Source organism: Olegusella massiliensis (assembly GCF_900078545.1).
GTDB classification, from domain to species: Bacteria; Actinomycetota; Coriobacteriia; order Coriobacteriales; family Atopobiaceae; genus Olegusella; species Olegusella massiliensis.
Genome location: NZ_FLLS01000002.1, coordinates 54,990 through 71,107 on the forward strand (window position 1 = coordinate 54,990; position 16,118 = coordinate 71,107).

At 49.9% G+C, this 16,118-nt stretch carries 11 protein-coding genes and 2 tRNA genes; 6 read left to right on the plus strand and 7 right to left on the minus strand.

What is annotated here, in order from left to right; all coding sequences use genetic code 11:
• Positions 1 to 13: 13 nt before the first annotated feature.
• Positions 14 to 2,491 carry a YhgE/Pip domain-containing protein gene (locus BN4314_RS00485; protein WP_021734917.1) on the minus strand — a complete coding sequence of 826 codons (2,478 nt, stop codon included), beginning with the start codon at positions 2,489 to 2,491 and terminating at the stop codon, positions 14 to 16.
• The gene (locus tag BN4314_RS00490; protein ID WP_021734830.1) at positions 2,492 to 3,223 is read right to left on the minus strand and encodes a P-loop NTPase family protein; all 732 of its coding nucleotides are present in this window, start codon (positions 3,221 to 3,223) and stop codon (positions 2,492 to 2,494) included.
• A gap of 324 nt (positions 3,224 to 3,547) precedes the next feature.
• Between BN4314_RS00490 and gltX the strand changes: the two genes are divergently transcribed.
• The gene (gene gltX, locus BN4314_RS00495; protein ID WP_021734823.1) at positions 3,548 to 5,071 is read left to right on the plus strand and encodes a glutamate--tRNA ligase; all 1,524 of its coding nucleotides are present in this window, start codon (positions 3,548 to 3,550) and stop codon (positions 5,069 to 5,071) included.
• A 67-nt stretch (positions 5,072 to 5,138) separates the two neighbouring features.
• Positions 5,139 to 6,740 carry an L-serine ammonia-lyase, iron-sulfur-dependent, subunit alpha gene (gene sdaAA / locus BN4314_RS00500; RefSeq protein ID WP_035097793.1) on the plus strand — a complete coding sequence of 534 codons (1,602 nt, stop codon included), beginning with the start codon at positions 5,139 to 5,141 and terminating at the stop codon, positions 6,738 to 6,740.
• A 96-nt stretch (positions 6,741 to 6,836) separates the two neighbouring features.
• Here the strand turns inward: sdaAA and BN4314_RS00505 are convergent, their stop codons facing one another.
• The 3 genes from BN4314_RS00505 to BN4314_RS00515 all read right to left on the minus strand — a co-directional run bounded on the left by BN4314_RS00505 (position 6,837) and on the right by BN4314_RS00515 (position 10,101).
• Positions 6,837 to 8,108, minus strand: coding sequence for a lysylphosphatidylglycerol synthase transmembrane domain-containing protein (locus tag BN4314_RS00505; protein WP_232309693.1), 1,272 nt, complete (start codon positions 8,106 to 8,108; stop codon positions 6,837 to 6,839).
• A gap of 76 nt (positions 8,109 to 8,184) precedes the next feature.
• Positions 8,185 to 9,612, minus strand: a complete 1,428-nt coding sequence (locus BN4314_RS00510; protein WP_068539193.1) for a D-alanyl-D-alanine carboxypeptidase family protein — start codon at positions 9,610 to 9,612, stop codon at positions 8,185 to 8,187.
• 252 nt (positions 9,613 to 9,864) lie between these two features.
• Positions 9,865 to 10,101, minus strand: a complete 237-nt coding sequence (locus tag BN4314_RS00515; RefSeq protein ID WP_068539195.1) for a hypothetical protein — start codon at positions 10,099 to 10,101, stop codon at positions 9,865 to 9,867.
• Positions 10,102 to 10,416: 315 nt separating this feature from the next.
• Between BN4314_RS00515 and BN4314_RS00520 the strand changes: the two genes are divergently transcribed.
• Positions 10,417 to 10,490: transfer RNA gene (locus BN4314_RS00520), tRNA-Gln, on the plus strand.
• A 22-nt stretch (positions 10,491 to 10,512) separates the two neighbouring features.
• Positions 10,513 to 10,589 (plus strand) — tRNA-Glu (locus BN4314_RS00525).
• 236 nt (positions 10,590 to 10,825) lie between these two features.
• Here the strand turns inward: BN4314_RS00525 and BN4314_RS00530 are convergent.
• Complete coding sequence (locus tag BN4314_RS00530; RefSeq protein ID WP_068539197.1) at positions 10,826 to 12,220, minus strand: CCA tRNA nucleotidyltransferase; 1,395 nt, start codon at positions 12,218 to 12,220, stop codon at positions 10,826 to 10,828.
• Between the two features lie 156 nt (positions 12,221 to 12,376).
• Here BN4314_RS00530 and BN4314_RS00535 point away from each other — a divergent pair, with 156 nt between their 5' ends.
• Both BN4314_RS00535 and BN4314_RS00540 read left to right on the plus strand, forming a co-directional pair.
• Positions 12,377 to 13,753, plus strand: coding sequence for a C1 family peptidase (locus BN4314_RS00535; RefSeq protein ID WP_068539199.1), 1,377 nt, complete (start codon positions 12,377 to 12,379; stop codon positions 13,751 to 13,753).
• A gap of 89 nt (positions 13,754 to 13,842) precedes the next feature.
• The gene (locus BN4314_RS00540) at positions 13,843 to 15,321 is read left to right on the plus strand and encodes a C1 family peptidase (protein ID WP_068539201.1); all 1,479 of its coding nucleotides are present in this window, start codon (positions 13,843 to 13,845) and stop codon (positions 15,319 to 15,321) included.
• A 152-nt stretch (positions 15,322 to 15,473) separates the two neighbouring features.
• Here the strand turns inward: BN4314_RS00540 and BN4314_RS00545 are convergent, their stop codons facing one another.
• Positions 15,474 to 16,115 (minus strand): IMPACT family protein, encoded by a 642-nt coding sequence (locus BN4314_RS00545; RefSeq protein WP_068539202.1) that lies wholly within the window; start codon positions 16,113 to 16,115, stop codon positions 15,474 to 15,476.
• Positions 16,116 to 16,118: the final 3 nt, after the last annotated feature.

Consider the following 16,118-nt stretch of genomic DNA (forward strand, 5'->3'; position numbering starts at 1 on the left):
CTAGCGCATCGCCTTAGAGCTGTACGAGCGGATGCAAGTCTCCCATCGTGACCAGACGCTTACGCGCTGCAATCAAGCAAGTCACCACAAAGGGTAGTGCCGTAAAAGCGAGTAGCATCCAGACATTTGGCGTAATCAGTGACATATCCAAACCTGTTGTTGCCACACGCAGAGCACGCACCGAATAAGTCATTGGCAGCAACGGGTTGATAATCTTGAAGAAATGCGGCACAACCTCAAGCGGAAAGGTGCCAGCAGCTGAAGTCAGCTGTAGCATAAGCAATACAACTGACAAGAACTTGCCGGGGAAGCCCAAACCTACAACGAGTGCTTGGTTCCACGCTGCAAAGCAAAGCGCAGTCAAGATACAAAGTGCGTAGTACGCTACAGGATGAAGTAAGTCAATTTTGAGGCCAAACTGCAATACCAAACCCATAAGCAGCGCTTGGATAACGCCTACCATCAGCGCAGGTAACAAGCCTGCCAAAGAGGCCACAATGGGGTTGGCACCAGAAGCGAGCAAACGCGGATTGAGCGGCTTGATAATAAAGGTTGTCATCAAGGCGCCTACCCAAAGACCCAGCGCAATAAAATAAGGAGCAAAACCTGAGCCGTAGTTAGATACGGTCGTGTAGTTGGAAGACTGAAGGTTGACAGGCTCGCTCATCATCTCGGACTTAGCATCGGAGTGAGCTGTAGATTCCTGAGCCTTTTTACAACCATCACTTAAACCATCTGCCAGCTGATCTGCACCATCTTGAGCAGAGCCAATGCCTTCGCTAAGCGTAGTTGCACCATCTGCGAGTTTTTTGATGCCACCGGCTAGGGAAGCAGAACCTTTCTGTGCATCACCCAAACCATCATTGAGACTTGTCGAGCCCGTATAAAGCCTATCAATGCCACCAAGCAATGAGCTTGAACCGTCCTTTGCAGACTGTGTGCCCGTCTTAAGCTGAGAGGCACCTGCAGATAGTGCAGTGGCGCCCGTCTTTGCAAAATCAAGTCCTCCAGATAGGTGACTTGCCCCATCTGCAAGCTGGCCAACACCTTGATCAAGCTGAGTGGCACCCGAGGAAAGCTGATTGGCTCCAGCAGAGAGATTAATGACCGCATCATAGAGCGTCATTGAAGAGGGATCTGTGCTACCAGTCGATACGGTAAGATTGGTTGCAAGAGCATCAGCACCATTTTTGAGTTGCGCCAAGCTTTCAGCATCAATACCACTTGCTGCCTCTGCCAAACCAGAGCTTGCTTGTGAAACACCAGAAGCGGCGGCATCAAGCGTACCCATAAGCTGCTGGCATTGTGCGGCAGTCAAAGTTACCGTTCCATCAGGACTAGCCTTTTGTGCGTCGGCCAAACTATTTTCGACACCTTTTATTGCAGCGTAGGCGCTACTGCCAGATGAAGAGCTCTCAGAACCCAATTGTGCAGCAGCATCGCTGAGCTTTTGCCCCGTTTGCCCAACGGTTCCCACAAGCTCATTGACACCATTATCCAAAGCCTGGATATTTACTTTTTGACCATCAAGGCTCTTTTTAAGCTGTGATGCACCAGCATTGAGTTGGCCCGCGCCCGTTGCAAGTGCTGAAGAACCCTTTTTGGCTTCGTTGAGTTTGTCGGCGAGAGTATCTGCGCCGTCCTTAACACTAGAAATACCGTCAGAAAGCTGGTCAGCACCATCTTGCACGCTACTTGCACCATCTGAGAGCTTCCCCAAACCTCCATCCAATGATTTGGCGCCATCTTTAGCAGTAGAAAGACCGTCTTTGAGCTGTTGGGAACCATCTGTTGCACGCACAATACCTGCAGCAAGCTCATCTGCGCCAGTACCTGCTACCAATAGATTGTCAGCAATCTTTTTTGAGCCATCCGTAGCCGACGCAAGACCATCACTAAGGGCTGCCGAACCATCAGCTGCAACCTTAATTTCAGCTGTTGAGTCATCAATGGTGTCAAAAATCTGTACATAGTAGTCCTGGCCAATAGCATAGTTGACCTTGGAAGTAATCACGCGAAACGCTGAGGTGCCCATTGTTGTTGCAATTGAATTGGCACTTTGATTAGCGATGAGCTTAAAACTTGCCTGTTGCGGCTTATCAGACTGAGCAGAGGCGACCTTTTCAGAGAAATCCTCAGGGATAATAAGTTCCATGTAATACGTGCCCGACTCAAGCTGCTGCTGAGCTTTGTCCGCGTCTTTCTCATAGCTAAAGTCAAGCGCTTGGGCATCACGGAGTTGCTTGACAACATCGTCACCAGCATTGAGCGTTGTACCGTCTTTGGTGGTCGTACCCTTATCTTGGTTGACCACCACAACTGGCACTTTGTCAATATTGCCATAGGGATCAAAAAAAGCTGCTAGGTAAAGCGCACCATAAATCAAAGGAATGCAGCAGATAGCCGCAAGTGCGACCTTCATACCTGCGTTGGCACGAGCGTTATGAAAATCAAGCAGAGAAAAACGCAGTCCACGAAATGGGTTTTTCATTTATGCCACCCCCAGAGGAGTCGTCTGAGCAGCTTGACCAAGTACTGCATCGCGCTGTGCACGCGCAGCCTCGGTCAGACAGCTGATACTGTCAAACTTGCTTGCAAGGCCGTAATCACACATGCCACAAACCACAGTCGCACCGCGACTGTGGGAGATCTCGTAAAGGATATCGATGAGTTGCAGGGTTTGAAGCTCAGTGAGGTCACGTTCGATTTCTTGTACAACCAAAAGCTTAGGGTTCCCCGCCATACCCAGCGCAATACCTACGAGGTCATAGGTCATACGATCAAGCTCTTCGAGGTTCTTTTCGGCTACATCCAAAAGTCCCCACTGCTCAAGATAGGCATCGGTGGCTACTCGGTTAGACTTTTTGCCCATCAGCCCTAATTCAGCTGAAATGCACGTGCGCACTCTCAGTACTTTTTCGAGCTCGTTGACATGAGAAAACCAGCCCAAACCAGAGAGTTTCTTTATCGTATGAAGTCCCCTGACCGAGCGCGCATTAAGCCCACCTATCGTAAGCTCACCCGAGCTTGCCAACATATGGCCTGCCAAGGTCAGCAACAATTCGCGTTTACCAGCCTTGTGCTCAGCCAACAAAGCATGCGCCTGGCCTGCAGCTAAATCCAAATTAATATCTTTGTATGCCGTCATACGTGCGGTTTTCATCGTCAGCGCCTGCGCATGAATGGCAGGTCCCAACAAGCTGAGTTCGGCTTGTGTACTCATAGGCAAATTCATCTCCCTACACATGCGCTCGGCAGAGTCAGTAGGAGCTCTGTGTGAGCAGTTCATCAACAGCCGTAGGGCACTCTACCCTTTTTTGACTAGTTTTTGACTCTTTTTCAAATATTTTTAATATTTCGAATAAAATCCAAACAACACCTTCACACGCCAGATTTAACCCGCAGCATCCAAGAAGATTTCCGTTGCTTCTTTGACACTTCGTGATGAGTGCATAACAGCTTTGCTGAGCAGCTATACTGTGCTTCGGCTTTGTTAATACTATTGATTGACGCAACGCGCGTCCGATAAGTTCAAAGGAGCATCATTTTGGCTTCGCACGACAACAACATACAAACTGATGGCACACCCAAAATTCGTGTGCGTTTTGCCCCCTCACCTACGGGCAAGCTTCACGTAGGAGGCGCGCGTACGGCAATTTTTAACTGGGCTTTTGCTCGTGCACATGAAGGCACTTTTATTCTACGTATCGACGATACCGACCCTACACGCTCCACTGAGGAAAACACTCAGATTATTTTGCGTGCCATGCGTTGGCTAGGACTGGACTGGGATGAGGGTGAAGGTATTGGTGGTCCTTATGGCCCTTACCGTCAGACCGATCGTATTGAAATCTACCGTAAGGCAGCAGAACGTCTGGTAGCAGAGGGCAAGGCTTATCCTTGCTTCTGCACAGCCGAAAAACTTGCTGCTGATAGAGAAGCAGCCCAACAGCGCCACGACTCTTTCCAAGGCTATCAGCGCACCTGTCGTGATATCGACCCGGCTGAGGCTAAGGCACGTATCGACGCAGGTGAACCATATACCATTCGCATCAAGGTGCCTTTGGATCGTGGCGATGTAGTCATTGACGATGCAGTACATGGTCGCGTAAGCTTCAATGCGCGTGAGCTGGATGATTTTATCCTCATCCGTACTGACGGCACCCCCACCTACAACTTCACCACTGTTGTTGACGATGCGATGATGGGTATTACCCACGTTATCCGTGGTGATGACCATCTCTCCAACACTCCGCGTCAAGTCATGGTATACGAGGCTTTGGGCTATCCCACGCCGACGTTTGCACATATTTCTATGATTTTAGGCTCTGATGGCAAGAAGCTCTCCAAGCGTCATGGCGCAACTTCTGTTGAGGAATATCGCGATGCAGGCTATCTGTCCGATGCTTTTGTAAACTATCTTGCTTTGCTTGGCTGGGCACCTGATGGCGAGACTACTATTGTCCCCCGCGATGTCCTGGCAAAAAGTTTCAGCCTAGACCGTGTCAGCAAAAACCCCGCTACCTTTGACCCCAAAAAACTCGACTGGATTCAGCAGCAGTATCTGCAGGCAATGAGCAATTCAGAGTTTTCTCGGCAGGTGCTGGTGCCCCAGCTAGTCGCTGCAGGCCTTGAGAGCGGCGACACTGAGAGTGCGTATGCAGCACGCCCTGCTTGGTTTGATTTGCTCTCGGAACAACTAAAGCCCCGGACAACCCACATGCCTGAGGTTGTCGACAAAGCGCGCTTTCTCTATGAGGGGGCTAACGTCACGATGGACGAGAAGTCTGTGACAAAAAACCTTGCCAAGGAAGGTGCACGCTCCTTTGTTAGCGCAGCTTATGAGGCACTCAGTAAGCTTGATGAGGAGTCGTGGCATGCCAAGCAAATTGATGCCGCTCTCGAGCCGCTGCCCGAAACCCTTGGAGTCAATAAACGCAAGTTTTATGGTGCGGTCCGGGTAGCTGAATGCGGAAATCAGGTTTCTCCCCCACTGGGCGCTTCCATCGAGCTTCTGGGTCGTGAGATTGGTCTTGCTCGTTTAGATCGTGCGCTATCTTTTACGCTCTAAATTTTGTCGCACACTGTTTAACGTTCTAAATCTTATCGCACACTGCCCTGTGTGACAGAAAGGTACTATCGTGAACATCTCAGCATTCGAGATTCTAGGGCCCATTATGGTAGGTCCTTCAAGCTCGCACACCGCAGGCGCCTTGCGCATCGCGTTGGTTGCGCGTTCGCTGGGACCTAAACATCTGGCACGTGTGGACTTTACTCTATATAACTCTTTTGCCAAAACCTATCGCGGGCACGGTACTGACCGTGCCCTCGTAGCGGGAATGCTGGGCTTTGCTTCCGATGACGAACGAGTGCGCGATTCTTTTGCACAAGCAACCGACGCGGGACTTATCTTTAGCTTTTCGCCTGCTTCTGATGAAGAAGGAGCAGGTCGCCATCCCAATACAGTGACTTGCGTTATGACTGGTGTTGATGACACTACGGTCTCGGTCACCGGCGAATCATTGGGTGGCGGACGCATACGTATCAGCCAGGTAGACGGTGTCAATGTAGAGCTATCGGGCGATTATCCTACCTTATTTATCTCACACCATGACCATCCCGGCGTGCTTGCTGCCCTAACAGGTACGCTTGCTACTGCAGGCGTGAATATCGCTACCATCAATACGTTTCGTAAGGAACGCGGTGGTATGGCATATACCATCATTGAGCTGGACGAATCTGCCTCCAAAAAAGAGCTTGAGGGACTGCGTAAGCTACCTAAGGTTATCAGTGCCTGCGTCGTTGAAATTCCAGGTACGATGCCTATTTCTGCCGATGCAGAAATGACGCTTGATTATAACAATGGCCATGAACTACTCAAGCTTTGTCAAAATAAAAAACTCTCAATTGGTGCGTTAACTCGTGCTCGCGAGATTGAGCAGAGTTCAGGCGATGTAAAAGCGGTGGATGCACAAATGGAGCGTGTACTGGTCGCTATGCGTGGCCAAACCACAGATCCTATTGACCATCCTCGTCCTTCCTTAGGTGGGCTCATTGGAGGACAAGCTCGTGCCGTCTTTGATAATGCGGATACGCTTGCTGCACCTTTGATGGGTAGCACACTTACCCGAGCTTCTGCCTATGCGATGGCTACGCTGGAGCGATCTGCTTCTATGGGTGTCATTGTGGCTGCTCCCACAGCTGGTTCGTCGGGTATTGTTCCTGGCGCCGTCCTTGCTGTAAGCGAGGCGATTGGTGCAAACGATCAACAGATTAAGGAAGCTTTGTGGTGCGCCGCTGGCATTGGAGCCATTATGACCCGCAATGCCACTGTTGCTGGCGCTGAAGGAGGTTGCCAAGCAGAGGTGGGTTCTGCCGCCGCTATGGCTGCTGCTGCAGTTGCTCAACTTTTGGGAGCAACTCCTTCAGTGGCACTATCAGCTGCTTCCACTGCTATCGACAATCTACTTGGCTTGGTCTGCGATCCTGTACGTGGACTCGTTGAACATCCTTGCCAAGACCGTAACGTTATTGGTGTGAGCGCTGCGCTTAGCTCTGCTCAGCTAGCGCTATCAGGTGCCCTTGACCCCTTGCCTTTTGATGAAGTCGTCGAAGCTATGCGTCAGGTGGGTGCAGCTTTGCCTGCGACCCTACGCGAAACTGCACTAGGCGGCCTCGCTGCTGCACCATCTGCACAAAGCGCACGCAGTCGATGTGCCATCTGTGGTCTTTGCGACTAATATTTCCCGCTTCAATACAAAGGTGTTTTCCTCTGCTTCTCAAGTGATTGCAAGAAAACACTTTTGCGCTCGCGCATACATAACGCGCGCTTGCAGCTACTTGTGTTTCTTGTTGAGAGACTTGAGGTCAACCGAAGCTACACCAGGAATCTTGCCGCGCTTTTTTGCAGTGCCACTTTTCTCATGTGACAGAGAGGTCTTTTTGAAGCGAAAACCACCCTTAACGGTAGCAGTTCCCGACTCACGTCCCACAAGTCGCATCCAGCGGTGGTAAATACTTACACCCGAATCAGAACGCAAGCCAAGCAAGGGTGCTGCCAACAAAGTCGGTGCAAAAAAGGTCACAATACGCCAGACCAAGTATCCTGCAGGGGCAGATTCTGCAAAAAGAGGTCCATAAAACAGTGCAAAACCACCCTCAGCACCACCTGTACCTCCCGGCAGAGGTACAGCCGAAGCCACCATTTGCACCATCGACCCCGCTGCCATACAGGCAAGAAAGTCTGCATTATGCCCAAAGGCTCGCAAGACAAACCAAGGAATCACATATAAAGATGCCAACTGCGCCATCGTAACCACCAGCGTTAACAGCATAGAAGGCATATCTTGGGCAGCACGACGAAATGCATCAGCAAACTCTTGCACCTGCACATTAACCAACTCGCGTGCATGCTCGGGATTGCGCATCCACTTGTGACGCTCAGCAAAATTAATGCTCCAGTTGCCAATAGTGCGAACAAAAGAGGGGCAAAGGCAAATAACAAAAAGTGCAACTAACTCAAGAAAATGTACCCCGAAAACAACGAGATTCAGAATAACGATGTCGCCGTAACTCTCAAGAAAAAAGCTAAACTTTGCAACCAGCATAATGGCTGCAAAAAGTACCACACCCAACTGAAACATGATAAAGCGGGTAAACTGCGTTGCACTTGCTTCACCCGCATCAAGTCCCGTATGCGTAAGTCGCAAAATCTGAGACGGCACTGCGCCTGCCATCATGGGCGTGAGATTGCCAAAAAATACACCAGATGCCTCCACACTCATGAGATCACGAATACCTACAGGCGATTCGTGATCAAGCACAACTGCTATCGCATAGGCGATAACACCAAAGAAGAAATAAAAGGCATAACAAAGAGCTGCCAACCAAACCCATCGCATATCAACTTCGCGCAGAGCCTCGATAAAACTACTCATCTGCCCAGAAACTATCAGATAAATAATGTAGGCAATCACAGCTCCAACAAGAAAAAGTGCTCCTTTGCGCGCCTTTGCCTCATTTTCATTATTGGTATTAAGGCTCATTCGTGGCTTGGGCTTGTGCTCAGTAGCAACGCCCTTGTGTGCCTTATTGGCTGTACTTGTCACGTTGCCTACTCCCTATACCGCTCACTCATGAGTACAGATATTTTACTGCAGACAGGAAAAACTGCACACATTACAACTATTGCTTTGCCAAATCGTTTGCTTCTTTTGGACTTTGGCTTTCATCGTGCTTATTGCGTCCAACCATCATGCGTATACCTGAGATAACGAGCACAACAAGCAAAACACTTCCCGCAGCCACACCAGCCAACACAAGTTTGTCTTCATTGCTAAAGGGCATCATAGTCTGATCCACATACAACGGAGTTTCACTTATCAGTTTGCCCTCACAAAATACCTGCATAGTTGCAATCTGACTGCCTGCCTTGATAGGAGTTTGCAACTCACACGTATCTTCGGAGCCTTCTTTAACGCAATTCTTGTCCCAGTTAATTTTAGTTTTATATTTCAGGGTGGCATCGATAGTTACCGTCTTTGGGGCATCTTTGCGCCGCACTCTCAGTGTGATGTTGTGGTTGAGAAAATCCTGTAAAGAGGGATTGTTGATTGTCACCGTATAAGGCAGTACATCTGTACCCCAACTATGGCGTTCATACTCGTTGAGTGCGCTCTCAAGGGCGGCGCCTGTTGTTTTGTAAATAGTAGGCTTATCAGGTAGGTGCAAGACGACGCCAACAAAAGACATCTTTTTGTTTTTACCCGCAAAGGCAAGACAGCGACCTGCTTCTTCGGTATAGCCCGTCTTGATACCTTGGCATTCTGCTTTGTAATAAGGATTATCAACACCCGTCTCGCCCGCATCTACCAATGCGTTTTTCTCAATCTTGCCCGCTGTTTTATCTACGAGCCAGTTGGTGTTGTAAACCGTAACGTTAGCATCCTTTTTATTGACGCATTCATGGGATTGAGTCGAGACTACCTCGCTCAAAAAATTATTTGCGAGTACCGCCTGTGCAATAGATGTGAGGTCATGCGCGCAACTGTAATGATTTTTGTCATGAAAGCCATGTACATTATTAAAGTGAGTTCCAGCTAGGCCCATCGTCTTGGCTTTTTCATTCATCAAACCAATGAATTTTGCAAGAGCGTCTTTAGGGTCAAGTTTAGAATCATTTGCTGATAGGCGACCTACATGGGTGCCCAATACCAATGCCGCATCGCTTCCTGAGGGAAGCATCATGCCATATATCAAATCACGCCAACTGTATACATCACCAGAATGACAGCCCATGATTGTACTATCCTCAGGCGTTAATTTGACCTCATCGCCAACGCTTACTTCTTCGTCTAATTTATCGCCTACATAATCCATTGCGACAAGCGCGGTCATCATCTTGGTAAGACTTGCAGGATACATCTTTTCATCTGCACGCTGCGTAGCAATAACGTCACCTGTTTGGTCATCTATGAGATAGATTGCTGCGTCTTTGGGTAGCTGTGGCATCGATGAGGCCCATACGACAGAGACTGGGGTCACCATTAAAAGACTCAGCACACAGGCAACTAACAGTCGCATAACACGGGTGTTCTTGCTACAAATAGACATTGACATTCCTCGTCCCTGCTTCATCTATCAAGATCTAGCCTTTTTAGCATAGCAGCCTCAGCGGACAGAAAAAGCACTTCGCACGATATCTCTTCGTTTGCGAAGTGCTTTTGCAAAAAGCCCACAGCCATACACTTTTGTGAAAAGCGCCAACTTAAGCGAGCACATGGCATTACCACTCACCCTAAAAAGAAGGGCAAGAAGCTATCACCCCTCGCCCTTTTCCTTGCTAAATTGTAATTACAGAGGAACTTACGCCTCGAAAGCCTCAGCATCCTTCTTGGAAATAGGCTTGAGATCCTCGGTAGGATACGGGGAATCGGCTCCGCCTACGCCCACGACAAAGTAGAGACCCTGTTTAGTCTGATAGAGGGTTTCCTCATAACCAGCAGGATCACCAAAGCCGCCAGAGCTACGGTGTGCAACCTCAGTAGCCTTAGCAGTGTCATAGACATGACGCTTACCTTGAAACATCTTAGTCTTGCGCATAATCTCCCAATCATCGACAACATGGTCTCGTATAAACGAGCCCTTACTAATACTTTAGCGTTTTTTTACCTGCGAGAACAGCCTAGCAATAGAATCGTTACTATTTTGGGATGCATACTCGAGGGATTAACATGTATATGCGGATGCTCGATAAGCTCGCTAAAGAGCCTAATGTGCATATGAATGTACATAAATTCTCAACTTTTTGCCTCCACGAAAAGATTTTTGAAAAGGAGGCTTGCATTGCATTGCGCCTTCCTATAAAGTGAATTCTCGCGTTGAGGAGCATGAGCTTAACGCAAGGACGAAAATCATTGGGATGTCGTCTAGTGGTAGGACAACGGATTCTGGTTCCGTCAGCGGGAGTTCGACTCTCTCCATCCCAGCCATTTTCCGTCCTACACAGTATATGGCCCGTTCGTCTAGCGGTTTAGGACGCCGCCCTCTCAAGGCGGAGATCACCAGTTCGAATCTGGTACGGGCTACCAAATGTTCAAGGTCAGAGTTTCGGCTCTGACCTTTTTGTTTTGACGCAAATGCAAACCTATGCTGTGTTGAAGGACAGTATTTCAGAAGATGGTTCGTTTCTCGAGCTAGGAGAAAATCTGACCTGCGGTTTTATTGTTGCGCAGGTCGACACGTGAACCATTTGGCATTTGGCATATGCCATGTGCTATGCGCTATGTGGCATTTGGTATGTGCCATTCGCCATGTGCTAATAGTGCTAATAGCCTCGAATCTGGGCAAGCAAAACCTCGCGCTCATTGGGGATTTCATCATTAATAACAGCGGCCAGTAAGGTATCCAGTACAAGGCCCACCGCTGGTCCTGGCTCGAGCTGCATCTCTGCTATGACATCCGCCCCACTGATTGCAAGCTGTTGTACTTTCAGTGGAGGCACTGCCGCCACTTCTCGGCGCAAAGCATGCGCAATAACATCCAGCTCGATGGCATAGTTCGCCGCTCGAGGTACCTTTGCCACTGCATCGGAACGCTTCAGATCAATCAGCTGCCAAGTCAGTGCCACCGCACGGCCTGGGCAAGCAAGTTCAAACTTGCGCAACGTACGCCTAATAGAGCGCGTCGTAGGCACAACCACATGGTCATGCATGCGCACCAACATGCGCGTAGCATTGACCAGCTCACTGGGCAACGCCATGCGACGCATAATGCTTTCTGCCATCTCAGCACCAAGCTTGGGATGCCCAAAGAAATGTCCACGTCCCGTGTCATCTTTGCTAAAAGTCGCTGGCTTAGCAATATCGTGAAGCAAAGCAGCCCAGCGTAGCTCTGGGGCAACCACTCCCCCTTCGAATTCTTCTACCGCACGACACACACGCGCCGTGTGCTCTAGCACGTCAAAGGCATGGTAGGGACTGCATTGGTCAAAGCCAACCATCGCTGCAAGCTCAGGAATTGCCTGCACCATAACATCGGTCTGGTGCATCAATGCCCAGTCAACATGACCTGACTCCACGATGCCACGCATTTCTTGTCCTATGCGCTCTTGAGCAACATGTGCTAACTGAGGTGCACAAGCAACTAAGGCAGCGTGCGTCTCTTCTTCCACCTCAAAGCCAAAACGACACGCAAAACGCACCGCACGCAATACGCGCAGGGCATCCTCTTCAAAGCGCTCTTTCGCCACTCCGACCGCGCGTATCAAGCCTCGCTCAAGGTCTGCTTGCCCGCCATAGGGGTCAAGCAGACCACGGGTGGGATGATATGCCATGGCATTAATCGTAAAATCGCGGCGCCCAAGGTCATCACAAACATTGCGGACAAAGCGCACCTCATCGGGATGTCGATGATCGCTGTAACTGCCCTCAACACGATAGGTTGTAACCTCAATAGGCATAAAATCGCAAACAGCTGTAATAGTGCCATGCGCCGTACCCGTCTCGTGCACTGCCATTCCCGCAGCCAAAAGTACCTGTTTTGACTCCTGCCAGCTAGCTGAAGTAGTTACATCAACATCATGACTTGTCCTTGCCAGCAAGGCATCTCGCACCCAGCCACCAACCGCCCATGCCTCAAAGCCTGCAGATTCTAGCGCCTCAATTACACGCAGAGCAGGTCTCGGGAGCTCAAGAGAGATGTCTGATGTCGCGAGAGGCATTCAACTTCCTTCCTCAGCAAAATTACGGGGTGCTGGCGCGTAAAAAGTCGTTGCATTTTCGGTAGAACCAGTATACCGCCGACTCGTTGTCAGTGTCTGGTGCTATCCTCATTGAGGATGTATTCACAACAGTTGTTATTGACTATTGGAGGTCATATGGCAAGTGAAAACGAAAGCGTGCGCGCCATTGGTACAGATGCCCTAAACGAAGCGCGAGAGGAGTTCGCTGCTGACCGCGCGGCTCAGATTGCAAAAAACGCCACCAGCTCTATGGGTCTGCGTGAGGCTGCCCGCGTACCTGAGGGTATTGCAGCAAACGCGCTCGGCTTTGATATTGAGGTCAAGCAGGGCGAGCGTTGCGACCAAATGCGTTCTGGTCGCTGCTGGATGTTTGCCAGCCTTAATACCATGCGCTTCCGCACTATCAAAAAATACAATCTCAAGACTTTTGAGCTTTCTCAGGCATACCCTCTGTTCTTTGACAAACTGGAGAAGTCCAACTGGTTTTTAGCCAATATCCTCGATACACTCAACGAGCCTTTGGATGGTCGCCTCGTATCCTACCTGCTCTCTGATCCTATCGGTGATGGTGGTCAGTGGGATATGTTCTCCGCACTGGTGGAAAAATATGGTGTTGTCCCCAAGGAGGCCATGCCCGAAACTGCGTGCTCCAAAAATACGAGCGACATGGATGGCTATTTGACTCGTTTCCTGCGCAGCTGTGCCAAGCGACTGCGTGAAACTGCCGCTGCTGGCGCAAGCACAGATGACCTTGAAGCAATGCGTGCCGAGATGATTTCTGAGGTGTGGCACTTTCTTGCCATTTGCTTGGGTACACCTCCCGAGAGCTTTGAAGCCCGTATTCGCGACAAAGACGACCAGCTAGTCGAGGCCATCTCTGGTCATTTCACTCCGCAGGAGTTCTTTAAGGCGGCTGTGGGCATGGAGGTTTCCAACTACGTCTCGCTGATTTCTGCTCCTACTGCTGATAAGCCCTTTGGTCACACCTTCACCGTGTCACGTCTCGGAAATGTTATTGAAGCAGGCGGCGTGCGTTATCTCAACCTTCCCATCGATCGTCTTAAGGAACTTGCCATCGCTCAGATGCGCGACGATCTACCTGTATGGTTTGGCTGCGATGTCAACCAGTCCTATCTGCGTAATGAGGGCATCATGGATACCGCTGCTCTCGATATTGACGGGCTGCTGGGCATGACAGTGGAAGGTGGTCTTACCAAGGCCGAGCGCCTGGATTACGGTGAGTCCCTGATGACTCACGCAATGGTACTTGAAGGCGTTCGCCTAGATACTAACGGTAAACCTCAGTCTTGGAAGGTCGAAAATAGTTGGGGCAAAGATCATGGCCGCGATGGCTTTGATACCCTCTCGGATAACTGGTTTAACGAGTATGTCTTCCAGGTTGTTGTGGACAAGAAGTACCTAAGCGATGAAGAGCGCGCCATCTATGAGACCGAGGAAGCAACTGTGCTTGCACCTTGGGATCCCATGGGTTCGCTGGCACTTTGCCACTAGTAAATAAGTCCTGTCTTGAGGCACTGCTTATCTTTTGACAAGCAGTGCCTTTTTTTGCTTGAAATATTTATTCCTAAAAGGAGTGTTGAATGACCAAATCCGCAATCGAGACCAGCTGGTCTGATGAGCGTCGCGAGGAGTTTTTGGCCAATCGCGGCAATCGCGTCGCTCGCAATGCTGTTACCTCTGACAACATTATGAAAGCTGCACGCAATGCCTCTACCTTGCGTACCTATCACGACACATTCTCAGTCAGCCGTCCCAAAACAGGCGAGGTTACCAATCAACGCCACTCTGGTCGCTGCTGGATGTTTTCCTCGTTTAACGTGCTGCGTGCTGCCACGATGAAGCTCCTAGATGTTGATACGTTTGAGTTTTCTCAAGCCTTTGGCATGTTTTATGACAAGCTTGAGAAGTCCAACACCATGCTTGAGAACGTCATCGCACTTATTGATAGACCTATCGATGACCGTGCGCTCTGCTTTGTACTTGAGGAGGGTGTAGGCGATGGTGGCTACTATCCTTACGCAATGAATCTCGTGAGCAAGTGGGGCATTGTTCCTAAGGATGCTATGCCTGAGTCTGCTTGCTCTAAGGATTCCACCCAAATGAACGCCCAGCTTGAGCGCCTCCTGCACCGAGATGCAAGTATTCTGCGTGCGATGCATACCGAAGGTGCTGACGAGGCGACATTGCGTGTCGAGAAGAAAAAAATGCTTGAGGAAGTCTGGCGTCTGCTTGCGGTATGCCTCGGTGAGCCTCCCGTGCGCTTTGACTTTGTTCAGTCTGTAGGAAAAAACGCCACGGTAGACGAAACAAAGGTGTACGAGCAGACCGGCGATGACCGCAAGGATGCCTCAAAAGTTGCAGACGATGCCGCTAGCAAAGAGAAAGATGATGACAAGCCTCGCTGCGTTCTGTGCGACCGCGCTATTACCCCACGCGAGTTTGCCGAGCGCTATGTGCCGATAGATCCTCAGGACTACGTAGAGCTGGTTTCAATTCCAGGTAAGACGCGCCCCTTTGGCACTGCTTGGCATATTCGCTATATGGATAGCGTCCAAGACGGTCGCCAGCTTCGCATGCTCAACGTTGACCAACATACGCTTGAGCAAGCAGCCATTGCTTCACTCAAGGCGGGCGTGCCCTGCGAGATGGCCTGTGATGTTATGCAGGAGTTCCCCCGCGGCATTGAAGACTTCCCTGGTATTTTGGCGCTGGATACCATGGATTACGACGCACTCTTTGATGTGGATTTATCAATGGAGCGCGCAGAGATGTATGACATGCGCGAAAGTTCTCTGACCCATGCTATGACCTTCCAGGGCGTTGAGTTGGATGAGCAGGGTGAGCCTGTAGCATGGCGTGTCGAAAATAGCTGGGGCAAGGATGCTTGTAAGGACGGATACTTGGTAGTTTCTGCTGAGTGGTTCCGTCTGTATGGTGGTGAGGTATCGGTTCGTCGAGAGTTTGTCGATGCCGAGACGCTACGTCAGTGGGATGAAACGCCTGCGACTGATGTTGATCCTTGGTCGGCTGTTGCTGCTGCAGTAGCTCCAAAAGTCTAAGAGTAGCCTTAAAAAATCTTTGAATCCGCAGGTAATTAGTTTTCACCTGCGGATTTTTTATTAATTATTATCCGAACTCTTTGGCGTATGCCCATTCTTATCAATCATGTATCCCCTATCCCCAATAAACTCATAAGAGTTGTAAAGGGCCTTTAGAACTCGGCAAAGCGAGACGTGCCAACGGTGCAAAGTTCATCCCCTGAGGCAAGCTCACGCATTGCTTCCACAAAGCCATGTTCATCTCCTGTATGAAAGACACAGGTAAGCTGCACATCTTCCATAAATATACTCTCATGAATCTTGCCTGCATAATCTTGAACGAGACGCTCAACCCGTCCGTAAGCAGCATAGGGGATGACACACATAACGGGAGTCACGAGCGTCATCTCAACGAGCATATTTTTTTGATACGCAAGCTCTACGGCGCGGCGTGTTACATCAGAGTATGCTCGCACCAAACCTCCAGGACCTAGCAGTGTTCCACCAAAGTAACGAGTAACTACACAGCAAATATCTGCAAGCCCGGATCCTCGCAACACCTCAAGTACTGGCATACCACTTGTACCACGTGGCTCCCCATCATCTGAGCATCTTTCTTTTCCATCTGCCAAAATCCACGCTGGCACATGATGGCGAGCATCGTGGTGACGCGCGCGCACTCTCTCGATAAACTCATCTGCTTCATCCTCACGTGACACCCGTGTGAGATGGGCAATAAAGCGGCTACGTTTCTCAGTAAGCTCTGAATCCAGCTCTTGACCAAAAGAAAGTGTGCGATATGACATCTTGGCCATAGG